Raw genomic sequence first — 23851 nt, 5'->3', positions numbered from 1 at the left:
CTCCGCTGGTTATTTTTTGCCCCTTAAGTGTATACCAGGGGCAAAGATTTCACCGGAAAGTCACCTTCTGGCGGTTTATGGCACGTCGTAACCCAGCGCGGCTTTGCGGATGCGGAACCACTGCTGGCGGGTCATCTGCAGCTCTTCAGCGGCCAGTGCAGAACGCACGCGTTCTATTTTGCCAGAACCAATAATGGGCAGCGGTTTTGACGGCAGACGCAGGATCCAGGCATAAACCACCTGTTCGATGCTCTCCGCGTTCAGCTCGCGGGCGATAGTGTCCAGCTCGTTGCGCAGCGGCTGGAATTCATCATCATTAAACAGGCGTCCGCCTCCCAGGCAGGACCAGGCCATCGGGCGAATACGCAGCTGTTGCAACTGGTCGAGGGTACCGTCCAGCAGCAGCGGCTGGTGTACCGGGGAGATCTCCACCTGATTGGTGGCCAGGGTAAACGGCAGGCGAGACTGAAGCAGTGCAAACTGCGCCGGGGTAAAGTTGGAAACGCCAAAGTGACGCACTTTGCCGCTCTGATGCAGGTTCAGGAAGGCTTCTGCCACCTCATCGGCATCCATGAGCGGATCCGGACGGTGGATTAACAGCAGGTCGATACGGTCGGTCGACAGATTGACCAGCGACTGCTCAGCGCTCTTGATGATATGCGCGCTGTCGGTGATGTAATGCCCAAGGGCGTGTTCCGGTTTTGCCGTGGTGGCAATCCCGCACTTCGTGACGATCTCCATGCGGTCGCGGAGTGCCGGAACCAGCTTGAGCGCCTCACCGAATGCGGCTTCACACTGATAACCACCGTAAATATCCGCATGGTCGACCGTGGTAACGCCCAGATCGATATGCTCTTCAATAAAGCTCGCCAGCTGGAGGGGGGACATATTCCAGTCCATCAGGCGCCAGTAGCCCATCACAAAACGGGAGAATTCTGGCCCCTGGGGGGCAAGGGTAATTCGCTGAACCATAACATTTTCCTCAAGGACGTGATGTCATGAGTATACGCAATTACCGTGTTAAAAAAGTGAAGGTTGCTGGGGTTCTTCGGTCTCACCGGCTTTGTTTGCGCGTATTTTGCGCAGAAGACGCTGTCGGCAGAGGCGTAGCACCTCCTGCTTTTGCGTGTCGCTAAAGTTTTGCCAGTTAAAACGCTCGTCACGGGTACGCATGCACCCGCGGCAATATCCGCGTTCATCCACCTGACAAATCCCCCGGCACGGGCTCTGGATGGGGAAAAACTCCAGCTGCTCTGCCACACTCACCTCCGGATAACTACTCTCACCTACAGTGAAGACGCTAAACGCGCCACGTGCAAGGCCTATACCACAGATTTGTGGCATTAAGGTTTCACTAATCTTCCCTCTTTATACTCGGCCCATCATGACAATGACAGGTTTACCGATCGATGTGGTTAATCAAAAAGTTACAATGTAACGACATTAAATTTACTCTGGGCTGTGCACTCTTCTTTACGCTAATCAACGGGCTGTTTATCCAGCGCAGCTGGGCCATTATTGCCCCTGCGCACCTGCACGACATCCTCTTTGCCGCGTCCGTACCGCTGGTGCTGTTTTGCGGCTGGGTGATTGTGTTTAGCCTGCTGAATATCCCCTATATCCGCAAGCCGCTGCTGATTGTATTGACGATCGGATGCGCCGCGGCAACCTACTTTATGTACACCTACGGCGCGGTGATCGATCAGAACATGATTGTGAACGTGTTCGAAACCAACTCTCAGGAAGCGACAGCCCTGGTGACGCCGCAGATGATTCTGTGGATTGTTATTGCTGGCCTCGTGCCTTCCGTGGTGCTGGCGCTGACCCGCATTCGTACCGGGAAATGGTGGTATGCCCTGCTGACGCGCGTTGCCGCGATGCTTGGCGCCCTGCTGGTGATTATCCTGATTGCGGCAGTGTTTTATAAAGATTACGCCTCGCTGTTTCGCAACAACAAAAGCATCGTCAAAATGGTGACCCCGGCCAACTATGTCAGCGCGGTGGTGAAGTACAGCAAAATGCGCTGGTTTGCCGGCGATCAAACGCTGGTACGGATTGGCGAAGATGCCCATAAAGGGCCGTTGATTTCAGGTCAACAAAAGAAAACCGTTCTGATACTGGTCGTTGGGGAAGCCTCTCGCGCGGCGAACTACTCCCTGAATGGTTACGATCGTGAAACGAACCCGGAGCTGAAAAAGCAGGATGTCATTAACTTCCCGCAGGCCTCCTCATGCGGCACTGAAACCGCCGTTTCCGTTCCGTGCATGTTCTCGGGCATGACGCGTAGCAAATACGATGCCGACCTGGCGCACCATCAGGAAGGTCTGCTCGATGTGCTGAAGCATGCGGGTATCAACCTGCTGTGGCGCGACAACGACGGCGGCTGTAAAGGCGCCTGCGATCGCGTGCCGCATACCGATATGACGCAGTGGAGTCTGGATCAGTTCTGCAAAGACAAATCCTGTATTGATGATGTGAATTTCTACCGTCTGGACAATGTGCTGGATGGTCTGAAGCAGGACACGGTGCTGGTTATCCACCTGATGGGGAGCCACGGTCCGGCGTACTATCGCCGTTACCCGGACACTTTCCGGAAATTCACCCCAACCTGCGACACCAACGAGATTCAGGATTGCGATCATCAGGCGCTGATGAATACCTATGACAACACCATCCTGTATACCGACAGCATGGTCAGCAAAACCATTGATGCCCTGAATGCACGCCAGGCAAGCATGAATACCGCGCTGATTTATCTCTCGGATCACGGTGAGTCACTGGGTGAAAGCGGCATTTATCTGCACGGGACGCCGTACATGCTGGCGCCGGAGCAGCAAACGCACATTCCGTTTATGTTCTGGCTGTCACCGGACTACGCGAAAAACTTTGGCATCAATGAACAGTGTTTACGCGACCATGCAGCAAAAAATGCGGTCTCCCAGGACAATTTATTCTCAACCGTATTGGGTATGATGGACGTTAAATCAATGGTTTATCAACAGCAGCTGGATATTCTGAACGCATGTCGTCAATAAACTCGCTTGCATTAGACCGAACGGTCTATTAGAGTGCGGCCATGAGCAGAAATACTGAACACGATACCCGCGAACATCTACTGGCAACCGGCGAGCGTCTTTGCATGCATCGCGGGTTTACCGGTATGGGGTTGAGCGAGTTATTAAAAACCGCTGAGGTACCGAAGGGGTCGTTTTATCACTACTTCCGGTCCAAAGAGGCCTTTGGTGTGGCAATGCTGGAGCGTCATTACGCGGGATACCACCAGCGTCTGGCCACCCACTTTGCGTCGGGTGAAGGAAACTATCGGGATCGTGTTCTGAACTACTATCAGGAAACGCTGAACCAGTTCTGTCAGCAGGGCATTATCAGCGGATGCCTGACGGTCAAACTGTCTGCCGAGGTGTGCGATCTTTCCGAAGATATGCGCTCGGCGATGGATAAGGGTGCCCGCGGCGTGATCGCCCTGCTGGCCCAGGCGCTGGAAAAAGGCCGCGACGAAAAAACGCTGGCCTTTTCCGGCGACCCCTTAATGCAGTCTCAGGTGCTCTATTCCCTGTGGTTAGGGGCCAACCTGCAGGCAAAAATTTCGCGCAGTGCCGTGCCGCTGGAAAGCGCGCTGGCACATGTGAAAAACAGCATTACTGCGCCTGGCGTATAACGGGCGCTTTTTATTTACCTTATTACTAGTCGACTGGTCTACTCAGGAGTCTTTATGTCATCTGAAAAACTGTTTACCCCATTGAAAGTGGGTGCCGTCACGGCGCCAAACCGCGTGTTCATGGCTCCGCTGACCCGTCTGCGCAGCATTGAGCCGGGTGACATCCCAACCCCGCTGATGGGCGAATACTATCGTCAACGCGCAAGCTCTGGCCTGATTATCACCGAAGCCACGCAGATCTCTGCGCAGGCGAAGGGTTACGCCGGTGCGCCGGGCCTTCACAGCCCGGAACAGATCGCGGCATGGCAGAAAATCACCGCGGGCGTTCACGCTGAAGAGGGTCGTATTGCGGTCCAGCTGTGGCATACCGGTCGTATCTCACACAGCAGCATCCAGCCTGGCGGTCAGGCACCGGTCTCCGCGTCGGCCCTGAGCGCCAATACCCGTACTTCCCTGCGCGATGAAAACGGCAACGCGATCCGCGTGGATACCTCTATGCCGCGTGCGCTGGAGCTGGACGAAATCCCGGGGATTGTTAACGACTTCCGTCAGGCCGTGGCCAACGCCCGTGAAGCCGGCTTTGACCTGATTGAGCTACACTCCGCGCATGGCTATCTGCTGCACCAGTTCCTGTCACCGTCGTCTAACCACCGCACCGATCAGTACGGCGGCAGCGTCGAAAACCGCGCCCGTCTGGTGCTGGAAGTGGTGGATGCGGTATGCAAGGAGTGGAGCCCGGACCGTATCGGGATCCGCGTCTCCCCAATCGGGTCTTTCCAGAACGTCGACAATGGCCCGAACGAGGAAGCGGACGCGCTTTATCTGATTGAAGAGCTGGCCAAACGCGGTATTGCCTATCTTCACATGTCCGAGCCTGACTGGGCTGGCGGTAAGCCTTACACTGAAGCCTTCCGCCAGAAAGTGCGCGAGCGCTTCCACGGGGTGATCATCGGTGCAGGTGCCTATACGCCTGAGAAAGCCGAAGATCTGATTAATAAAGGGCTGATCGATGCCGTCGCCTTTGGCCGCGACTACATCGCCAACCCGGATCTGGTTGCTCGCCTGCAGAAAAAAGCGGCGCTCAACCCGCAGCGTCCGGAAAGCTTCTACGGCGGCGGTGCGGAAGGCTACACCGACTACCCTTCACTGTAATCTCGCCATTGTTCATTGATAGCGGCGACAGTTCGCCGCTATACTAAAACATCGTTTCTGATCAAAAAGCTTTTTTATTCCATTGGTTAATGAGGAAATTATGCGCCTACTTCACACCATGCTGCGCGTTGGCGACCTGCAACGTTCTATCGATTTCTACACTAACGTCCTGGGCATGAAGCTGCTGCGCACCAGCGAAAACCCGGAATACAAATACTCACTGGCATTCGTGGGTTACGGCCCGGAAACGGATGAAGCGGTGATCGAGCTGACCTACAACTGGGGCGTTGACAGCTATGAGCTGGGCACGGCCTACGGCCATATCGCGCTGGAAGTGGATAACGCGGCCGACGCGTGCGAACGCATTCGCAAAAATGGCGGTAACGTCACGCGCGAAGCGGGCCCGGTAAAAGGCGGCACCACCGTGATTGCGTTTGTGGAAGATCCGGACGGTTACAAAATCGAGCTGATTGAAGCCAAAGACGCCGGTCGCGGTCTGGGCAACTGATCCCTCAGGGCGCAACGTGCGCCCGTAGTTTTACTGCATCACCCCGCAAAATTTGCCATAATGCGCTCTGCTTTTTCCCCATGTAAGAGACCCTGATGTCCGATAACGCTCAATTTAGCGGTCTGTGCGACCGTTTTCGTGGTTTTTATCCCGTTGTCATTGATGTAGAAACAGCCGGATTTAACGCTAAAACCGATGCGCTGCTTGAAATTGCCGCCATCACGCTGAAGATGGATGAACAGGGCTGGCTTACACCGGACACCACGCTGCATTTCCACGTTGAACCTTTCGAAGGGGCAAACTTACAGCCGGAAGCGCTGGCGTTTAACGGTATCGATCCGCATAACCCGCTGCGCGGTGCCGTCAGTGAATATGACGCGCTGCACGCCATTTTTAAAATGGTGCGTAAAGGCATGAAAGAGAGCAACTGCAGCCGCGCCATTATGGTGGCCCATAACGCCACCTTCGATCACAGCTTTACCATGGCTGCCGCGGAGCGCGCGTCGCTCAAACGCAACCCCTTCCACCCTTTTGTCACCTTCGACACCGCCGCGCTGAGCGGCCTGGCGTTGGGACAAACTGTATTATCAAAGGCCTGTATTACGGCTGGCATTCCGTTCGACGGCACGCAGGCGCACTCCGCGCTGTATGACACGGAGCGTACCGCAGAGCTGTTCTGTGAGATCGTCAACCGCTGGAAGCGTCTGGGCGGCTGGCCGCTGCCGATGGGTGATGAGGCCGAGCGCCAATCGTAGATCGGGTAAGCGCAGCGCCACCCGACAAAAAAAAGCGACCACATAGCAGGTCGCTTTTTTATTTCCGCAGAAAATTACTCTGCGTCAGGCTCTTCCGTTTTGTACTTCGCCGCGGTTTCCTTGATCAGCTGCTGCAGTTCACCGCGCTGATACATTTCAATCAGAATATCGCAACCGCCAACCAGTTCACCGTCTACCCACAGCTGTGGGAACGTCGGCCAGTTCGCGTACTTCGGCAGCTCAGCGCGGATGTCCGGGTTCTGCAGGATATCAACGTAAGCAAAACGCTCACCACAGGCAGACAGCGCCTGAACCGCTTGCGCGGAGAAGCCGCAGCTTGGCAGCTTTGGAGAACCTTTCATATACAGCAGAATCGGGTTTTCAGCGATCTGGCGCTGGATTTTTTCAATAGTGGTGCTCATGTCTTGCTTCCTTTAACTTCTGTTACGGCATTCGTCTGACATTGTAGCGGTTCAGACTGGCATCGGAAAATAACATTTTTGTCACGTATAGACATTTTACGCCGAGTCACGAAAAGTTGCATTGCAAATGGTGTTTACCCCTGCGGCGGCCAGGGTTTTGCTTAGGGAATGGGCAAATGTACGACAGAACGATGAATTTTTTTGCACTTGCTAACGAAACAGGATTAGAGATTGAAAAATGGTATTAACTTTCTGGCTTTTTATGGATTAGAATCGACGGGCTTTGTAAATCACACGCGGGTATTATTGATGACCTGCATTTATCAGGGGACTGCCCAGTGGCGCGGATAAATAAAATCTCGATCACGCTCTGTGCTTTACTGTTTACTTCACTCACTTTCACGCCAGTGGCAAACGCCTCTCAGCAGGCGCGGCATTCTGCTGTACAAAAAAACCATCTGGTGAAAGCCACAGAACGTAAGAAAAAAACCACCGCTAAGAACGACAAGAAAAAGACAAATACACAGACTAAAAAAACCGTTTCCAGCAAGACGAAAACCACTTCTTCCCGCACTGCCCACACCGCCAAAAGTAAAGCTTCGCAAACCGCCGCTAACCTCGTGACTGAAAAATGCATCGCGCGTAAAGGCCATAAGGCGAAATGCACGAAGGTCACCAAAATAGCGGAAGTGCATAAAGTGCGTGTCCAGAAAGCGCAAAAAACCGCAATGAACAAGCTGATGGGGCAGATTGGCAAACCTTATCACTGGGGCGGGACTTCGCCGCGTACCGGTTTTGACTGCAGCGGCCTCGTCTATTACGCCTATAAAGATCTGGTCAAGTTCCGCATTCCGCGCACCGCCAACGAAATGTACCACCTGCGCGACGCGTCCCCGGTCAACCGTGGAGAGCTGGAGAACGGCGATCTGGTCTTCTTCCGCACGCAGGGCCGCGGGACAGCTGACCACGTTGGCGTCTATGTCGGCAACGGAAAATTCATCCAGTCACCGCGTAGCGGCCAGGATATTCAGATCACCTCTCTCAGTGAAGACTACTGGGTACGCCATTACGTCGGCGCACGCCGCGTGATGACGCCGAAAACCATTCGCTAACCCCTGCCCTGCCACACCCGTGGCAGGGTAAGTTCCTCTTTTGCATACCCTTTCAATTTGCTATCCTGTCCTTGTTGTCTGTGTGGTTATTGACAACACAAAATACAATAAGGAGAGAAGCAATGTCGTTCGAATTACCTGCACTACCGTATGCAAAAGACGCCCTGGCCCCGCACATTTCTGCGGAAACCCTAGAATATCACTACGGCAAGCATCACCAGACGTACGTCACTAACCTGAACAACCTGATCAAGGGCACCGATTTTGAAGGCAAAACGCTGGAAGAGATCGTGCGCAGTTCTGAGGGTGGCGTATTCAACAACGCCGCTCAGGTGTGGAACCACACCTTCTACTGGCACTGCCTGGCGCCAAACGCCGGTGGCGAACCTGCCGGTGAACTGGCTACCGCCATCAATGCCGCCTTTGGCAGCTTCGCGGATTTCAAAGCGAAGTTCACCGATGCCGCCATCAAGAACTTCGGTTCGGGCTGGACGTGGCTGGTCAAAGAGGCGGATGGCAAACTGGCTATCGTGTCCACCTCTAACGCGGGCACCCCGCTGACCACCAGCGCTAAGCCGCTGATGACCGTGGACGTATGGGAACACGCTTACTACATCGATTACCGTAACGCGCGCCCTAACTACCTGGAGCACTTCTGGGCACTGGTTAACTGGGACTTTGTGGCGAAGAACTTCGCTGCGTAAGAGACACGCAGAAGGGTTCGCCCTTCTGCGTTTTTGGTTTATTCCGCAGCGCAGGCTGCTTCTGGCTGTTTACGACCCGACATCATCACCAGCAGCAGGCCGAGCGCGGCAATAATCGCCCCCATCACCGGCACAAAACTGTACCCCAGCCCCCCTGAAATCACGGCCCCACCGGCCGCCGCACCGAGCGCATTGCCCAGGTTGAAGGCACCAATATTGACCGAGGATGAGAGGCCCGGCGCTTCATGCGCGACGCGCATCACGCGCATCTGCAGCGGTGGCACCACAGCGAACGTTGCAGCCCCCCAGACGACCATCGCCACCGCGGCGCCAAACTCGTTACGCGCCAGCCACGGAATGGCGATCATGATAACAATCAGCAGGGTTAAGAAGCCCTTCAGCGTTCCGCTCACCGAACGGTCGGCAAATTTCCCGCCGAGATAGTTGCCAATCGAGAAGCCCACGCCAATCAGCACCAGCATCGCGGTCACAAAGAGAGGCGTTGCGTGGGTGATGTCATGCAGCACAGGTGAAATATAGGTGTAGAGGGTAAACATCGCCCCTGCCCCCAGCACGGTGGTAAGCAGCGCAGAGAGCACCTGCGGGCGCACCAGCACCGACAGCTCTCTGCGTACGTCAGGGCGTTCACCCGCGCTGCCTTTTGGCAGGGAGAAGAACAACGCCACCATCGCGACTACGCCCAGTCCGGCCGTCCCCAGGAAGGACATCCTCCAGCCAATGACCTCGCCCAGCCAGGTTGCCGCAGGAACGCCGCCGATGTTAGCAATGGTCAGGCCCATAAACATGGTGGCCACGGCGCTGGCCTGCTTATGTTTTGGCACCACGCTTGCCGCCACAACCGACCCCAGCCCAAAGAACGCGCCGTGGTTGAGGCTGGTCAGAATACGCGACAGCATCAGCGTGGTGTAGTCCGGCGAAATGGCCGAAAGCACGTTACCGAGGGTGAAAATCGCCATCAGGAAAATGAGCGCATTGCGGCGCGCGCGGTGCGAAAGGAGAAGCGTCATCAGCGGCGCCCCCACCATCACGCCGATAGCGTAGGCGCTGATTAACATGCCTGCCGCAGGAATCGAGACGTCCACGCCGCGGGCGATGACGGGCAGTAACCCCATCGGGGAGAATTCAGTGGTGCCAATCCCAAAAGCGCCAATCGCCAGGGCCAGCAGGGGAAAATTGATTTTCATGCGTCAACTCCGGATGCCGTGTCATGTGGTGACACAGAACAAAGAAGCGGAAAGCATGACATCAATCACAAAAAATGAGAAGTTAACAAAATGGCAAAAGATTTTTGCCTTAGGAGTAACAATCGGGGTGAGCGGGAGGGAGAAGGCTCTCCCTCCGCGTAAATCAGTGCAGCGCGGCCGTCAGACCCGCCGCGACAATCAGAGCCAGCACAACAACGGTGGTGAACAGCGAAAACTTCAGATCGGAACTCATCAATTTTTCTCCTTTTAATCCCCCCACGAAAAGTGAGCCTGCTCATTTTTGCATAATTTACGTCAAAAATCTTCCTGGATTTAGGCTGATAAACACTTTACCTCTTCCCCTTTTCATCAAGATAGGACAAAATTCCACGCTAAATTTATTAGCGTACCGGCCATTGATCCCCTCCTGACGTCCCGTGTCGTTTTCCCGGCGTGCCGCAATTCAAGATTGCGTGATAAGGGTGAGAGAAGGCAAACGTTTACCTTCAAGTTTTTCAGGAGCTTAGGATATGGTCTGGAGTGACATTTAATGGCAACAATTAAAGACGTAGCAAAACGCGCAAACGTTTCCACTACAACCGTATCACATGTAATTAACAAAACCCGCTTCGTGGCGGAAGAGACGCGCAACGCCGTCTGGGCAGCGATCAAAGAGCTGCACTATTCGCCAAGTGCGGTTGCGCGCAGCCTCAAGGTTAATCACACCAAATCCATTGGATTGCTGGCCACCAGCAGTGAAGCGGCCTATTTTGCCGAGATCATTGAAGCGGTAGAGAAGAACTGCTTCCAGAAAGGCTATACCCTGATTCTGGGCAACGCATGGAACAGCATAGAAAAACAGCGTGCCTACCTGTCGATGATGGCGCAGAAGCGCGTGGATGGCCTGCTGGTGATGTGTTCCGAGTACCCGGAATCCGTGCTGTCGATGCTCGAAGAATATCGCCATATCCCCATGGTGGTCATGGACTGGGGTGAAGCGCGCGCGGACTTCACCGACTCCGTTATCGACAACGCTTTTGAAGGCGGTTACATGGCGGGTCGTTACCTGATCGAACGCGGTCACCGCGAGATTGGCGTGATCCCGGGTCCGCTGGAGCGTAACACCGGCGCGGGCCGTCTGGCCGGTTTTATGAAAGCGATGGAAGAAGCGCTGATTACCGTGCCGGAAAACTGGATCGTGCAGGGCGACTTTGAGCCGGAATCAGGCTACCGCGCAATGCAGCAGATCGTTTCCCAGCCGCACCGCCCGACCGCCGTTTTCTGCGGGGGTGACATCATGGCCATGGGTGCGCTCTGCGCCGCCGATGAGCTGGGTCTGCGCGTACCGCAGGATATTTCCGTGATCGGGTATGACAACGTGCGTAACGCGCGCTTCTTCACCCCGGCGCTGACAACCATTCACCAGCCAAAAGATTCGCTGGGCGAAACGGCCTTCAATATGCTGTTGGACAGAATCGTCAACAAACGCGAAGAGTCGCAGTCCATTGAAGTTCACCCACGCCTGATTGAACGCCGTTCCGTTGCGGATGGTCCGTTCCGCGACTACCGTCGTTAATCCTTTTGACGGGGCCAGCTACGCTGGCTCCCGTAACCATTCCCGGTTTAGCGTTTCGCTGTCTCCCAGATAATCCAGCAGCCAGGCCATGGCGGGCGAGACATCATTTTGTTGCCAGGTCAGGCAGCAGGCCGCGTCCGGGAACGGATTCTCCAGCGTCAGTTCAACCCATTCTCCGGTATCGATGCGCGGACGCGCAAAATGAACGGGCACCATCGCGACGCACAGCCCGGCGCTGAGGCACGTCGCCGACGATTCCCAGTCAGGAGCCACCACCCGCCGCTGGTTGTCCAGAAGCCAGGTGATACGCTTGGGCAATGAGCGGGACGTATCCTCCAGCACCAGCGACGGCCAGTTACGCAGCGTATCGTCGCTCAGCGGCCCGTCCATCGCCGCCAGGGGATGATCGCGTGCCACCACGCATTTCCAGCTCAGCATCCCCATGTCGCGAAAGGCGTAACGTCCCCCGACCGGGATCGCCTGCGTAGCGCCAATCGCCATCTCCGCCCTGCCGTCCGCCAGCGCATCCCACACCCCGTTGAACACCTCCTGCGAGACCCGCAGCTCAACGTCAGAGAAATGACGATAGAAATCCACGATCATCTGCCGGGTGCGTTCCGGCTTCACGATGTTATCCACCGCGATGGCGAGATGTCCCCGCCAGCCGTTGGCGATCTGCTGGCACTGTTCGCGGGTGATCTGCATTTTTTTGATAACAGAACGCCCTTCCTTCAAAAACCACGCGCCTGCGGGCGTTAATTCCACGTCGCGATGCCGCCGTTCAAACAGCGGAACCGCCAGCCATTCCTCAAGCTGACGCACCGTGTAGCTAATGGCCGAAGGGACGCGGTGCAACTCCTGCGCTGCACCGCTAAAGCTGCCGTTACGCGCAACAGCATCGACCACTTCAAGAGAATAATCTGACCACATTTTCTGCCTGCAAAAAATTTGAATGCACCCGCCAAATATTAGCGTTTCACAAGCCGCTTTGCACTCCCTACACTCTGCGCCAACGTACACCTGCCTCATCAGGAGAATAAGAGAATGCAACCCAGGAAAGGATTTTTAGTCTGGCTCGGCGGCTTAAGCGTGCTGGGCTTTTTGGCCACCGACATGTACCTGCCCGCGTTTGCCGCGATGCAGGAAGACCTGCAAACCCCTGCGGCGGCCATCAGCGCCAGCCTGAGCCTGTTCCTTGCCGGTTTTGCTTTCGCGCAGCTCCTGTGGGGACCGCTCTCGGATCGCTTTGGCCGTAAACCGGTATTGCTGCTGGGTCTGGCCATTTTTGCCGTGGGCTGCCTGGGGATGCTGTGGGTGCGCGATGCTACCTGGCTGCTGGTGCTGCGCTTTATTCAGGCCGTGGGCGTCTGTGCTGCGGCGGTGACCTGGCAGGCGCTGGTGACCGACTACTATCCGGCTAACCGCACAAACCGTATTTTCGCCACTATTATGCCGCTGGTGGGTCTTTCCCCTGCCCTGGCTCCGCTGCTGGGCAGCTGGATCCTCGCGCACTTTGACTGGCAGGCCATTTTTGCCACGCTGTTTGCCATCACGCTGGTGCTGATGCTGCCGGCGTTTGCCCTTAAACCCGCGCATAAAAAAGAGGCGCATGTCGACGCGAAGCCGATTACCTTCACCTCCCTGCTGAGCGCCAAGGCGTATCGCGGGAATGTCCTGATTTATGCCGCCTGTTCGGCCAGCTTCTTCGCGTGGCTCACTGGCTCGCCGTTTATTCTGCACGATATGGGCTACAGCCCGGCGGCCATCGGTCTGAGCTATGTTCCGCAGACCATCGCGTTCCTGGTGGGCGGGTACGGCTGCCGCGCGGCGCTGCAAAAATGGGAAGGTCAGCAGATGCTGCCATGGCTGCTGGTGCTCTATGCGCTGAGCGTCATCGGTACCTGGGCCGTCGGGTTTATTCCGGGCGCGGGCCTGGCTGAAATTTTGATTCCCTTCTGCGTGATGGCCGTGGCGAACGGGGCGATTTACCCGATCGTGGTGGCACAGGCGTTACGTCCGTTCCCGCAGGCAACAGGCCGCGCCGCCGCGCTGCAAAATACCCTGCAGCTGGGTCTGTGCTTCCTGGCAAGCCTGGTGGTCTCGGCGCTGATTGCGACGCCGCTGTTAACCACCACCAGCGTGATGCTGGTCACCGTTGCGCTGGCGGTATTGGGTTACCGCATGCAGGCGTCCGCGCAGCGTGAGCAAGATAGCGGTGCGCAGGTGGAAACCTCGCATGCCTGATTGCGCCAGAAATCATGTTACATTTCAGTGATTAGGTTGCTAACAATTTTCTATTGAATCACCAAATTTTGAGGCCTATACTAAATTTGGTTCGATTAAATACGATAAATATTAAGTGTTAACGGGAGCCGGAGTGCTCCCGTTTTACCATGGAAGGCATTTCGGCAAGGGTTATCTCCCTTCCTCTGTTCTACGTCGGATACTAGCCTCGCGGTATTTACCGTGAGATTTCTCACAAACCAAAAAAAGCGTCTACGCTGTTTGAAGGTTCTGATCACATCAGGGTGATGGAGAAGCTATGAGTTCATCGTGTATAGAAGAAGTCAGCGTTCCGGACGACAACTGGTCCCGGATCGTCAGTGAACTGTTAGGTCGAGCAGGCATCACTATCAACGGATCTTCGCCATCCGATCCCCAGGTTAAACATCCCGACTTTTTTAAACGCGTGTTGCGGGAAGGGTCGCTAGGCCTGGGAGAAAGTTATATGGACGGCTGGTGGGAATGTGAACGGCTGGATATCTTTTTTGCCAGTGTGTTGCGTGCCGGTCTGGAAAATCAACTCCCCCGTAATCTGAAAGACACCCTGCGTGTCGCCTCTGCCCGACTGTTTAACTTGCAAAGTAAAAAACGCGCCTGGATCGTCGGCAAAGAGCATTACGATCTCGGCAATGACCTTTTCAGCCGCATGCTGGATCCTTTCATGCAATACTCCTGCGCCTACTGGAAAGATGCGTCGACGCTTGAGGAAGCACAGCAGGCTAAGCTGCGTCTGATCAGTGAAAAGCTGCAGCTACAGCCCGGCATGCGCGTGCTGGATATCGGCTGCGGCTGGGGCGGGCTGGCGTATTTTATGGCGAAGCACTATGGCGTCAGCGTGGTCGGCGTGACGATCTCAGCGGAACAGCAAAAAATGGCGCGAGAGCGCTGCCAGGGTCTCGATGTGGATATCCGGCTGCAGGACTACCGTGACCTGAACGAGCAGTTCGACCGGATCGTTTCCGTCGGCATGTTCGAGCACGTGGGGCCAAAAAACTACGATACCTACTTTGAGGTGGTGGATCGTAATCTGAAACCGGACGGGCTCTTCCTGCTGCACACCATCGGCTCTAAGCGGACCGACAATAACGTTGACCCGTGGATCAATAAATACATCTTTCCGAATGGCTGTTTACCGTCCGTTCGCCAGATCGCCAACGCCAGTGAATCCCATTTCGTGATGGAAGACTGGCATAACTTTGGCGCGGACTACGACACCACCTTAATGGCGTGGCATGAACGTTTCCAGAAAGCCTGGCCCGAGATTGCGGACAACTATTCAGAACGATTCAAACGGATGTTTAGCTATTATCTGAATGCCTGCGCGGGGGCGTTTCGCGCACGGGATATTCAGCTCTGGCAGGTGGTATTCAGCCGGGGGATTGAACACGGACTGCGTGTCGCACGCTAAAAAAATAACCCCGGATAGCCGGGGTTATTTTTTATTCTTCTTCTGCGGTCTTTATTATTGCGGCTTCTTTAGCTGCCAGCACGCGTTCAACCGTATCCACCACCGCCTGGGTTTGCGGATCGATTTCGATATTCACGCGATGCCCCAGTTTTTTGGCGCCCAGCGTAGTGCGCTGCAGCGTTTCAGGAATTAAATGCACGCAAAAACGCGTTGGCGTCACTTCTCCCACGGTCAGGCTAATCCCGTCAATGCCAATAAATCCTTTATAGAGGATGTATTTCATTAATGACGGGTCCTGCATTTTAAACCAGATTTGACGGTTATTTTCCGAGGTCACGATTTTCGCCACTTCGGCAGTGGTCATGATGTGCCCCGACATCAAATGGCCGCCAATCTCATCGCTGAACTTCGCCGCGCGCTCAACGTTGACGGTATCGCCTACCACCAGCTCGCCCAGGTTAGTGATCCGCAGCGTCTCTTTCATTAAATCAAAGCTAATCTGGTTGCCGTTAATTTCGGTCACGGTCAGGCAGCAGCCGTTATGGGCAATCGAGGCGCCGGTTTCGATGCCCTCAAGCATATATTCCGGCAGCTCAACAACATGAGTACGGAAATTAGGTTTTTCATCAATGGACACCACTTTGGCAGTGCCCTGCACAATACCAGTAAACATGCTTACAACTCCTGTTTTTTCCGAACGGTGATGACACCGTTTAATCCCTCCACAATAACAGTTGGAAAAACAGGTTGCCAGCGGAGCGCATTTTCTGGCGATTTTTTCACTAGATAAATAGCTAAAGCCCGCTACAATAGCTGGCACCCCCCTGCATTTTCTTCTTGCTGCCCGTTTCGGCGGCTTTTTTAGTCTCTCAAATAACTACAAAATAAAGGTGTTCACGTGCAGAAGTACATGAATGAAGCGCGCCAGTTATTGGCACTGGCTATACCAGTGATCGTCGCGCAAGTGGCCCAGACCGCAATGGGATTTGTGGATACGGTAATGGCAGGTGGCTACAGCGCCACCGACATGGCAGCCGTGGCTATCGGCACGTCAATCTGGCTTCCGGCCATCCTGTTCGGTCACGGTCTGCTGCTCGCGCTCACGCCTGTTATCGCTCAGCTCAATGGCTCAGGCCGTCGCGAGCGCATCGCCCATCAGGTTCGCCAGGGTTTCTGGCTGGCAGGGTTTGTCTCCGTGCTGATCATGGTGGTGCTCTGGAACGCGGGCCATATCATTCGCGCTATGCATAATATTGACCCGGCGCTGGCGGACAAAGCCGTGGGCTATCTGCGCGCGCTGCTCTGGGGCGCGCCGGGCTACCTCTTTTTCCAGGTGGCGCGTAACCAGTGTGAAGGCCTGGCGAAAACCAAGCCCGGCATGGTGATGGGTTTTATCGGGCTGCTGGTCAACATCCCGGTTAACTATGTCTTTATTTACGGTCATTTCGGGATGCCGGAGCTGGGTGGCGTCGGCTGCGGCGTGGCGACGGCAGCCGTTTACTGGGTCATGTTCTTCTCGATGCTTACCTTCGTCAAGCGCGCCCGCTCAATGCGCGATATTCGTAACGAGAACAAATTCAGCACGCCGGACTGGAGCATCATGACGCGTCTGGTGCAGCTAGGGTTGCCGATTGCCCTTGCGCTGTTCTTTGAGGTGACCCTGTTTGCCGTGGTCGCCCTGCTGGTCTCCCCGCTGGGCATTGTGAACGTCGCCGGGCACCAGATTGCGCTGAACTTCAGCTCCCTGATGTTCGTCCTGCCGATGTCGCTGGCTGCGGCAGTGACGATCCGCGTGGGCTTCCGCCTGGGACAAGGCTCGACGCTCGACGCGCAAACCGCCGCGCGCACCGGACTGGGCGTCGGCGTCTGCATGGCCATTTGCACGGCGCTTTTTACCGTCGCGCTGCGCGAGCAAATTGCCCTGCTCTATAACGACAATCCGGAAGTCGTCGCGCTGGCATCGCACCTGATGCTGCTGGCCGCGATTTACCAGATTTCGGACTCCATTCAGGTGATTGGCAGCGGCGTGCTGCGCGGCTATAAAGACACGCGCTCCATTTTCTTTATCACCTTCATCGCCTACTGGGTGCTGGGTCTGCCGTGTGGGTATATTCTGGCCCTGACCGACCTGGTGGTGGACCGCATGGGACCGGCGGGGTTCTGGATGGGCTTTATCATCGGCCTGACGTCGGCGGCGATTATGATGATGATGCGCATGCGCTTCCTGCAGCGCCAGCCATCCACGATCATTTTGCAACGCGCTGCACGTTAAATACGCAGTAGCCGCCACCCGGCGGCTACTTTCTCTTCACTTTGCGCGGTAATACAGCAATCGCGTGAAATCAGAGAGAAAATTGCATTTTCCCTCTTGCCACCTCGGTGCTGTGCCGCTAATATTCGTCCCCGTTGTCACCGACAACACGTTGCGTTCATAGCTCAGTTGGTTAGAGCACCACCTTGACATGGTGGGGGTCGTTGGTTCGAGTCCAATTGAACGCACCATTCTGCGTCCGTAGCTCAGTTGGTTAGAGCACCACCTTGACATGGTGGGGGTCGGTGGTTCGAGTCCACTCGGACGCACCATTTCAGTCCTGAAATGGTGCAAATTCTCCTCTGATAGCCTGAATTTTCTTAATCCTTTATTTTCATCATTATTCTCCTGCTACGCTTTTCCTATGGAAAAAAACACAGGAAACGTGTCGATGAAGAAGATCGCGATTATCGGCTCCGGCCCCACAGGGATTTACACCTTTTATCACCTGCTTCAAAACAGCACGCCGCTCTCTGTTTCCGTCTTTGAACAGGCCGATGAAGCCGGCGTGGGCATGCCCTATAACGACGACGATAATTCCCGACTGATGCTGGCGAACATTGCGAGCATTGAAATCCCGCCCATTTTTATGACCTACCTCGACTGGCTTAAGGAACAGAGCGACGCCCATCTGGCACGCTTTAAGGTGGATAAAGCCAGCCTGCATGACCGACAGTTCCTGCCCAGGCTTCTGTTGGGAGAGTACTTTCGCGACAGTTTTCGTTCAATCGTAAAAGAGGCGAAAAAGCTGGGGGTCGAGGTTAAGGTCCATGAATCCGCGAAGGTCACCGACATCATCCCTTCGACAACCGGCGTGACGATTTCGGTCAACGACCGCACCTTACCGGATCAATTCGACCTGGCGGTTATTGCCACCGGCCACGTCTGGCCAGAGGAGGATGAAGCCACGCGCACGTTCTTCCCAAGCCCGTGGTCCGGTCTGATGGACGCCCGCATTCCCCCTTGCCGCGTGGGCATTATGGGCACCTCGTTGAGCGGCCTGGACGCGGCTATGGCGGTGGTGATGCAGCACGGTGCGTTTCGTGACGGTAAATTCATCCTCGACAAAAGCAGCGAAGGGTTACACATTACACTGATGTCCCGGACGGGCATTCTGCCGGAAGCCGATTTTTACTGCCCTATTCCTTACGAGCCGCTGTCGGTATTGACCGAATTCGTGGTGGAAAGCGAGATCGCCAAAGGACCGGATGGCCTGCTTGACCGCATTTTTGCCCTGATGGTCAAAGAGCTTCAGCTTGCCGATCCGGCGTGGTGCGAGAAGATGTCTCTGCATACGCTGAATGCGGACACTGTTCGTGAGGCCTGGTTTGAGGATCGTCAACGCCACGGCCCCTTTACCTGGGCGGAAGAGAATCTCAACGAGGTTGAACGCAACAAACGGGAACGCCGTACCGTGGCGTGGCGCTACACCGTGCTGCGGCTGCATGAGGTCGTTCAGGAGATTGTCCCCCATCTCGACGAGCGAGACGCTGAACGCTTCAGGCAGGGGCTGGCTCGGGTATTTATCGACAACTATGCCGCCATTCCTCCGCAGTCTATCCGCAGGCTGCTCGCACTTCGCGAAGCCGGCATCATCAGCGTGGCCGCACTCGGTGACGACTACACGCTCGACGTTGGCAGCGATCGAACGGTAATAACCACACAAGAGACCGTCTATCGTTTCGACGTATTTATTGACGCGCGCGGACAAAAGCCGCTCAAAACGAAAGATCTGCCCTTCCCGACGCTGCGAAAACAGCTGGAAGCGACCGGCGATGAGATACCCGATATCGGCGAGGATTACACCTTAAAAGCGCCTGACACCGTTCGCGGGCGCATCGCCTTCGGTGCGATACCGTGGCTGATGCACGATCGTCCCTTCGTTCAGGGGCTGGTGGAGTGTGCAGAGATTGCAGAGGCGATGGCGAAAGCGGCGGAAAAACCCGCGTCACGCGTGCGGCGGAGATTACCCTATTTTGAATACTGACAGGGCATCCGTGCCCTGCTGTTGCGGGTTACTCGAAGAAGACTTCCGGGTTTTCCGACAGCGAGACGAAGCTTTTCGTCGCTTTATCCAGCGCGAGGATTTCGCCGCTTTCAATGTCGTACACCCAGCCGTGCAGTCGGATGGAGTTATTACGCAGGCCCACCGCGACGGACGGATGGGTCTTGATGTTGCTCAGCTGCGCAAACACGTTTTCCTGCACCATCGCATTGACCTTATCGATCGGCTTATCCCAGCTTTTCTTTTCCACCACCGCTTTCGCCGCATCGGAATAGCGCAGCCAGTGCGATACAGCAGGCATCGGCTCCAGGTTCGCGTTATCGGCAATCGCCTTCATCGCGCCGCAGTTGGAGTGACCGCAAATCACGATATCCGTGACGCCCAGCGCCACGACGGCGTATTCGATGGTAGCGGACACACCGCCAGGCTCCGGTCCGAACGGCGGCACAATGTTGCCAGCATTACGAATGACAAAGAGTTGTCCTGGCTCTTGCTGGGTGACCAGTTCCGGGACCAGACGGCTGTCGGAGCATGAGATGAACAGCGCTTTGGGATTCTGGCTGGACGCTAAACTGCGGAAGAGTTCTTTACGTTGCGGGAAAATCTCTTTTTGAAAGCTGAGAAAACCTTCAATGATATGTTGCATAGCAATGTCTCTTTTATCTGTTTTAGTTTAGGTATGATCGAGATCACACTCGTAAAGTTTACCCATCGTGGTTTACTTCAGACAAGCAATATATTTCTGGCCCGACCGCTGCACAATTTCGTCCGCGTTAGCGAGGATGTTCTGCCCTTCGAACGCGCCGTACAGACGTTCAAACGTTCTGCCTTCCAGATGACTCACGACAGACGCCACGGTGCGGGCAGGCAGCGGAAGATAGTTCGGGTAGCTCCACATAAACGAGACGGCGTCTTTACCCGGCGTGACCTGCAGAATATCGCCCACCAGCAGCACCCCGTCCCCCTCCTGCCAGTGCAGCACCGTTCCCCCGGCAAAATGCCCGCCCAGACGCAGCAGGGTAACAGACGGGAAAATCTCCAGCGCATCGCCTTCCCAGAAATGAATGGCCGGGCTGTCGCGCATTACCCACTCTCTGTCGCTGGCGTGCAGGTACACCGGCGCGTCAAACGCCGCAGCCCACTCCTGCATCGTGGTGTAATAATGCGGGTGTGAAATCGCAATCGCGCTGATGCCGCCAAGGGCGTTAATAAGCGTTTTGGTTGCCGGGTCAATGTTGGCGATGCAGTCCCAAAGGACATTGCCGTGCGGCGTTTGCAGAAGCAGCGCCCGCTGGTTGATAGCAAACGCCGGAACGGTTTTGATAGCGAACAATCGCGGCTCCAGCTGCTGCCATTTGTTGCTGTGCGTCGCGTTGACGGTATCGAGATCGGTCCACGCCTGTCCCGTGATGGGCACATACTGGCGTTCATCCTCACAAATTGGGCATCTATCCGGCTGCGTATCGTAGGCGGTTCCACAGGTTTTACAGAGTGTAATCATGTGCTCTCCTCAGCGATAAAGCACTGAGTATGGCAGGGATTATCCTTATGTGCTGCGAGGTACATTGCTGGCTTTTTTTGCCCTATACTGTGCCAGTATCGAAAACTGAACAGAGCAGGTGCAACATGGAAATTGATCTCGATAACTTAGTGTTTAACGGTCTGGATGAAGCAGAAGAGCGTAATGCAGAACGTCTGGACGACGCAGATAAAAAAGCGCAGGCGATTGTCGCCGACGATGACTGCGGCGACGCCTGCAAGATCTAAGTAAAAAGCACCGGCAAGCCGGTGCTTTTTTTATGACTTTTTCAGCCCGTCAATGGCTGCCTGCGCGCAGGCTTCATCAAAATGACCGCCCGGCGCACCGCCGATACCAATCGCCCCGATCACCTCATCGCCCTCTTTCACCGGCAGGCCACCCGCCAGCAGCAGGAAGCCCGGAATATCACGCATGTTTTGCGCACCCGCGTTGCTCTGCGCCGCTTCCATCACCTTGCCGGACGCATTCTTTGCGCTGAGCGCCGTCCAGGCTTTCATTTCGCTGGCTTCTACCGTATGTGGACCGGCATTGTCCGTGCGCTGTACCGCTTTCACGACGCCCGCGCGGTCAACCACGGTAACGGTCACCTGGTAATTTTTTGCCGTACAGGCCTGAATGGCGGACGTTGCCAGCGCATTAGCCTGCGCCAGCGAGAGATTCTTTTGATTCAGCGTATCGGCCTGCGCCGCCAGACTCAGGCTACCCGCGGCCAATACCGCAACCATCATTATTTTTTTCATCGCACTTCCTCGCGTGTTGAGAGACACCCAGAGGTTACTCAGCCGCACGATGAAACGGTATTCGGTTGATTACGCACTCATCCTGGTAGTTTTACGAATTGCAATTTATCGTATTCCCGGATTGCCTGGACTAAGCTATTGACGCCAAGCCGGGTAAATGCCGATGCGCGGTGCGCCTCTACCGTACGCGGCGAGAGGTTCAACCGGGCAGCCACCTCTTTGTTGCTGAGCCCTTTCATCAACTCACCCAGCACCTCATGCTCACGCGCGGTCAACTGAGCGAAACGCGACGCGATCCGGGTTGTTTCCTGCCAGTCGGCAAAGCGGCGCTGGCTCTCCTCGAAGGCCAGGCCCACGGTTTCGATAAGCTTGTCGGCATCCAGCGGCTTGGTGAAAAACTCAAAGACGCCGTTACGGAATGCCCGACGGCAGGCGTCAACGGTACCGTGGCCGGTCATGATAATCACCGGCAGCAGAGGCCAGGGCCATGTGCCCTCCTCAAGCCAGGTGAGACCGCCTTTACCGGGCATCCGCATATCCAACAGCATACAGCCCACCAGCGCTTTCTCCCGTGCATGAGCAGCGGTAAACGCATCGACGCTTTCATATGTCCTGACCGGCCAGCCCATGCCTGAAAGTAAAAACGTCATCGACTCCCTGATGGATTCATCGTCATCAATCAGCCAGATTGTATTATCCATCCATAGCCTCCTTTCCGTGCGCCAGTTGTAGTCGGATCTGCGCCCCGCCCTGCGGCGCATTACCTAGCGTAATCGATCCATTCATACGCGTCATCAATGATTCCGTCAGGGTCATCCCCAGCCCCATGCCCGCTTCTCTGCCGCTGTAAAACGGCATGAAGGCATGTTGTAACGCCTCCGGGCTAAAGCCCGGGCCGCCGTCAGTCACGGTAATCACAACGCCATGCTCGTTTTTCTGACTTTCAATCTTTACCCAGCCGGCTACCGACGCCTGCTGGGCCTGAATCGCATTGCTGAGCAAATTATGCAGGACCTGCTCAAGCCAGAGACGGTCTGCCAGCACCGTCGTGGCCCCGGGGGCAAACGCATGCGTGACCATGATATGTTCGGCCCTGCGCTCATGCTCAAGTAAATTCACCACCTGCTGCCAGCACTGCGCAAGGTCGGTTTCCCGCAGGGTGACTTTCTCCTGCACCACGTGCTCACGAAAACGCGTCAGCAAGGCGCTAATACGCTGCATTTGCGTCAGCGCAGCCGCCAGCGCCTGCGACACCGCTGGGCCGTTTTCCTGCTGCAGCTGACGCTGCGCTCCCTGGATCCACGTCTGCGCAGCGGTTAACGGCTGGTTAATTTCATGCACAATACCGGCGGTGATCTCCCCCAGGGTATTGAGCCTGGCGTGCTGGTAGTAGAGCGCCCTTTGCTCGGCCTCTTTGCGCGCTTTACGCTGCCAGAGCACCACGCTCGCCAGCGCAATCACTATCCCCCAACCGATAAACAAGATGAGATACATCAACCCGTTAACGGCGAGCCAGTCTGGCCGGGAATCGGCTTCCAGCGTAAAAGGTTGAGTGTGCTGCGGGAAGGTGCGCTGCCAGTGCCAGAAGGCATCAGACGCTGGCTCGTCGCCGTTTGGCATAAAACGGATCCCGAGATGAGTAAAGGGATGGTGCGCATTCAGGATCGGGCCGAGGTCCACCAGCACGCGGATCTGGCGCCAGGGATTGTAAAGCCAGTACCGTATCTCGTGGGCAGGTTCAACCCGTGGCGCATCAAGCGGGCGTCCGGAGGTCTTTTCCAGGGCAAGAAGCTGAGGGAATTTTTTGCGCAGGCTGGCAATATCTTCATCGCCATTCAGAAGTGGCAATACGGACTCATTTTGCGTCAGCACCGCGCTTAATTCAGAGAAGAGTGCCGCAAACTCGCGATCGCGCTCCCAGAACTGGCGGCGAATTTGTTCCGCATAGAGCAGGACACCGCTGATGAGGCAGACTATCGTCCAGATAATAATGCCGCGCTTGAAAAAGGGGTTCTTCATTCCATTAACTGAGCAGACTCAACCATCTGCCGACATTAACAGCTATCCGGCGTCAGAACAAAATTCAGCACACCTCGTTCCAGTACGTTTCGCGCGTGCGGCGCAGTTCAGCGTGGCGTTTTATCATGGAACCACTCCGGGTCAATGTTGGCAACGTCTACGCCATACAGGCTGGCGACAGGCAGTATCGACTCAAGAACACGTTGCGCGCTGTTCTCCGCATTAGCTGGTCGGGCCGCAAAAAACCGCCGTAACGTGCTGATCCATTTTTTCATCGTCTTACCCTCTCTCGCCGTATCTGCCTTCAGTTAAGCACCCCAATCCCGTGCAGGGGAAATACCAAAATCCACTGTCGATGTGCAGGATCTGCAAATAGCACCCTCGCCCTTTTCACTCTTCATTAACACCTTGTTCACTAATGCTTTTTTGCTCATA

General features: G+C 55.6%; 26 protein-coding genes and 2 tRNA genes. 15 read left to right on the top strand and 13 right to left on the bottom strand.

Annotated features, from left to right (window positions below; translation table 11 throughout):
* Positions 1-75: 75 nt before the first annotated feature.
* Together ACMGGQ_RS07620 and ACMGGQ_RS07615 are read right to left on the bottom strand one after the other, a co-directional pair.
* Positions 76-972 carry an aldo/keto reductase gene (locus ACMGGQ_RS07620; protein ID WP_353145281.1) on the bottom strand — a complete coding sequence of 299 codons (897 nt, stop codon included), beginning with the start codon at positions 970-972 and terminating at the stop codon, positions 76-78.
* A gap of 48 nt (positions 973-1020) precedes the next feature.
* Positions 1021-1260: a DUF1289 domain-containing protein gene (locus ACMGGQ_RS07615; RefSeq protein ID WP_008500587.1), complete on the bottom strand. Its 240-nt coding sequence runs from the start codon at positions 1258-1260 to the stop codon at positions 1021-1023.
* Positions 1261-1409: 149 nt separating this feature from the next.
* Between ACMGGQ_RS07615 and eptA the strand changes: the two genes are divergently transcribed.
* From eptA to rnt, 5 genes are all read left to right on the top strand, one after another.
* Positions 1410-3035, top strand: a complete 1626-nt coding sequence (gene eptA / locus ACMGGQ_RS07610; RefSeq protein WP_420289794.1) for a phosphoethanolamine transferase EptA — start codon at positions 1410-1412, stop codon at positions 3033-3035.
* Positions 3036-3076: 41 nt separating this feature from the next.
* Complete coding sequence (locus ACMGGQ_RS07605; RefSeq protein WP_045910326.1) at positions 3077-3676, top strand: TetR/AcrR family transcriptional regulator; 600 nt, start codon at positions 3077-3079, stop codon at positions 3674-3676.
* A gap of 54 nt (positions 3677-3730) precedes the next feature.
* Complete coding sequence (locus ACMGGQ_RS07600) at positions 3731-4828, top strand: alkene reductase (RefSeq protein WP_420289793.1); 1098 nt, start codon at positions 3731-3733, stop codon at positions 4826-4828.
* Positions 4829-4928: 100 nt separating this feature from the next.
* A complete protein-coding gene (gloA, locus tag ACMGGQ_RS07595; RefSeq protein WP_008500591.1) occupies positions 4929-5336 on the top strand; it encodes a lactoylglutathione lyase in 408 nt (135 codons plus the stop codon).
* A 95-nt stretch (positions 5337-5431) separates the two neighbouring features.
* Positions 5432-6091, top strand: coding sequence for a ribonuclease T (gene rnt / locus ACMGGQ_RS07590; protein WP_023618191.1), 660 nt, complete (start codon positions 5432-5434; stop codon positions 6089-6091).
* Positions 6092-6165: 74 nt separating this feature from the next.
* On the opposite strand, the gene grxD is transcribed toward rnt, so the two are convergent.
* Positions 6166-6513 (bottom strand): monothiol glutaredoxin 4, encoded by a 348-nt coding sequence (gene grxD / locus ACMGGQ_RS07585; RefSeq protein WP_003832760.1) that lies wholly within the window; start codon positions 6511-6513, stop codon positions 6166-6168.
* Positions 6514-6851: 338 nt separating this feature from the next.
* Here grxD and ACMGGQ_RS07580 point away from each other — a divergent pair, with 338 nt between their 5' ends.
* Positions 6852-7625, top strand: coding sequence for a C40 family peptidase (locus tag ACMGGQ_RS07580; protein WP_048222760.1), 774 nt, complete (start codon positions 6852-6854; stop codon positions 7623-7625).
* Positions 7626-7747: 122 nt separating this feature from the next.
* Positions 7748-8329 carry a superoxide dismutase [Fe] gene (gene sodB, locus ACMGGQ_RS07575; RefSeq protein ID WP_023311353.1) on the top strand — a complete coding sequence of 194 codons (582 nt, stop codon included), beginning with the start codon at positions 7748-7750 and terminating at the stop codon, positions 8327-8329.
* 38 nt (positions 8330-8367) lie between these two features.
* Here sodB and ACMGGQ_RS07570 read toward each other — a convergent pair whose 3' ends face one another.
* A complete protein-coding gene (locus ACMGGQ_RS07570; protein WP_420289792.1) occupies positions 8368-9534 on the bottom strand; it encodes an MFS transporter in 1167 nt (388 codons plus the stop codon).
* 163 nt (positions 9535-9697) lie between these two features.
* The gene (locus ACMGGQ_RS07565) at positions 9698-9787 is read right to left on the bottom strand and encodes a YnhF family membrane protein (protein WP_008500596.1); all 90 of its coding nucleotides are present in this window, start codon (positions 9785-9787) and stop codon (positions 9698-9700) included.
* Between the two features lie 297 nt (positions 9788-10084).
* Between ACMGGQ_RS07565 and purR the strand changes: the two genes are divergently transcribed.
* Complete coding sequence (gene purR / locus ACMGGQ_RS07560; RefSeq protein WP_008500597.1) at positions 10085-11110, top strand: HTH-type transcriptional repressor PurR; 1026 nt, start codon at positions 10085-10087, stop codon at positions 11108-11110.
* An 18-nt stretch (positions 11111-11128) separates the two neighbouring features.
* Here the strand turns inward: purR and punR are convergent, their stop codons facing one another.
* Positions 11129-12040: a DNA-binding transcriptional activator PunR gene (gene punR / locus ACMGGQ_RS07555; RefSeq protein WP_039266192.1), complete on the bottom strand. Its 912-nt coding sequence runs from the start codon at positions 12038-12040 to the stop codon at positions 11129-11131.
* A 114-nt stretch (positions 12041-12154) separates the two neighbouring features.
* Here punR and punC point away from each other — a divergent pair, with 114 nt between their 5' ends.
* Positions 12155-13354, top strand: a complete 1200-nt coding sequence (punC, locus tag ACMGGQ_RS07550) for a purine nucleoside transporter PunC (protein WP_420289791.1) — start codon at positions 12155-12157, stop codon at positions 13352-13354.
* Positions 13355-13652: 298 nt separating this feature from the next.
* The gene (gene cfa / locus ACMGGQ_RS07545) at positions 13653-14801 is read left to right on the top strand and encodes a cyclopropane fatty acyl phospholipid synthase (RefSeq protein WP_008500601.1); all 1149 of its coding nucleotides are present in this window, start codon (positions 13653-13655) and stop codon (positions 14799-14801) included.
* Between the two features lie 31 nt (positions 14802-14832).
* On the opposite strand, the gene ACMGGQ_RS07540 is transcribed toward cfa, so the two are convergent.
* Positions 14833-15474, bottom strand: coding sequence for a riboflavin synthase (locus tag ACMGGQ_RS07540; RefSeq protein WP_008500602.1), 642 nt, complete (start codon positions 15472-15474; stop codon positions 14833-14835).
* Between the two features lie 225 nt (positions 15475-15699).
* Here ACMGGQ_RS07540 and mdtK point away from each other — a divergent pair, with 225 nt between their 5' ends.
* From mdtK to ACMGGQ_RS07520, 4 genes are all read left to right on the top strand, one after another.
* A complete protein-coding gene (gene mdtK / locus ACMGGQ_RS07535) occupies positions 15700-17073 on the top strand; it encodes an MdtK family multidrug efflux MATE transporter (protein WP_262764196.1) in 1374 nt (457 codons plus the stop codon).
* 153 nt (positions 17074-17226) lie between these two features.
* A tRNA-Val gene (locus tag ACMGGQ_RS07530) sits at positions 17227-17303 on the top strand.
* Positions 17304-17307: 4 nt separating this feature from the next.
* Positions 17308-17384 (top strand) — tRNA-Val (locus tag ACMGGQ_RS07525).
* Positions 17385-17503: 119 nt separating this feature from the next.
* Positions 17504-19099, top strand: a complete 1596-nt coding sequence (locus tag ACMGGQ_RS07520; protein WP_420289790.1) for an FAD-NAD(P)-binding protein — start codon at positions 17504-17506, stop codon at positions 19097-19099.
* A gap of 28 nt (positions 19100-19127) precedes the next feature.
* Here the strand turns inward: ACMGGQ_RS07520 and ACMGGQ_RS07515 are convergent, their stop codons facing one another.
* The gene (locus ACMGGQ_RS07515) at positions 19128-19763 is read right to left on the bottom strand and encodes a carbonic anhydrase (protein ID WP_047075163.1); all 636 of its coding nucleotides are present in this window, start codon (positions 19761-19763) and stop codon (positions 19128-19130) included.
* Positions 19764-19835: 72 nt separating this feature from the next.
* Positions 19836-20618 (bottom strand): MBL fold metallo-hydrolase, encoded by a 783-nt coding sequence (locus ACMGGQ_RS07510; protein ID WP_420289789.1) that lies wholly within the window; start codon positions 20616-20618, stop codon positions 19836-19838.
* A gap of 125 nt (positions 20619-20743) precedes the next feature.
* Between ACMGGQ_RS07510 and ACMGGQ_RS07505 the strand changes: the two genes are divergently transcribed.
* Positions 20744-20884, top strand: coding sequence for a hypothetical protein (locus ACMGGQ_RS07505; protein ID WP_003857665.1), 141 nt, complete (start codon positions 20744-20746; stop codon positions 20882-20884).
* 30 nt (positions 20885-20914) lie between these two features.
* Here the strand turns inward: ACMGGQ_RS07505 and ACMGGQ_RS07500 are convergent, their stop codons facing one another.
* From ACMGGQ_RS07500 to ACMGGQ_RS07485, 4 genes are all read right to left on the bottom strand, one after another.
* Positions 20915-21397, bottom strand: a complete 483-nt coding sequence (locus ACMGGQ_RS07500) for a GlcG/HbpS family heme-binding protein (RefSeq protein ID WP_420289788.1) — start codon at positions 21395-21397, stop codon at positions 20915-20917.
* Between the two features lie 77 nt (positions 21398-21474).
* Complete coding sequence (locus tag ACMGGQ_RS07495) at positions 21475-22098, bottom strand: response regulator transcription factor (RefSeq protein WP_420289787.1); 624 nt, start codon at positions 22096-22098, stop codon at positions 21475-21477.
* Positions 22091-23416: a sensor histidine kinase gene (locus tag ACMGGQ_RS07490; protein WP_420289786.1), complete on the bottom strand. Its 1326-nt coding sequence runs from the start codon at positions 23414-23416 to the stop codon at positions 22091-22093. Before ACMGGQ_RS07490 ends, ACMGGQ_RS07495 begins: the two co-directional genes overlap by 8 nt.
* 107 nt (positions 23417-23523) lie before the next feature.
* On the bottom strand, positions 23524-23691 hold the full coding sequence (locus ACMGGQ_RS07485; protein ID WP_032666818.1) for a hypothetical protein: 168 nt from the start codon (positions 23689-23691) through the stop codon (positions 23524-23526).
* Positions 23692-23851: the final 160 nt, after the last annotated feature.

This window comes from Enterobacter sp. BNK-13, assembly GCF_048685015.1.
GTDB lineage: Bacteria > Pseudomonadota > Gammaproteobacteria > Enterobacterales > Enterobacteriaceae > Enterobacter > Enterobacter quasiroggenkampii.
The sequence above is the reverse complement of the archived record's forward strand: the minus strand, read 5'-3'. Positions and strand labels throughout refer to the sequence as shown.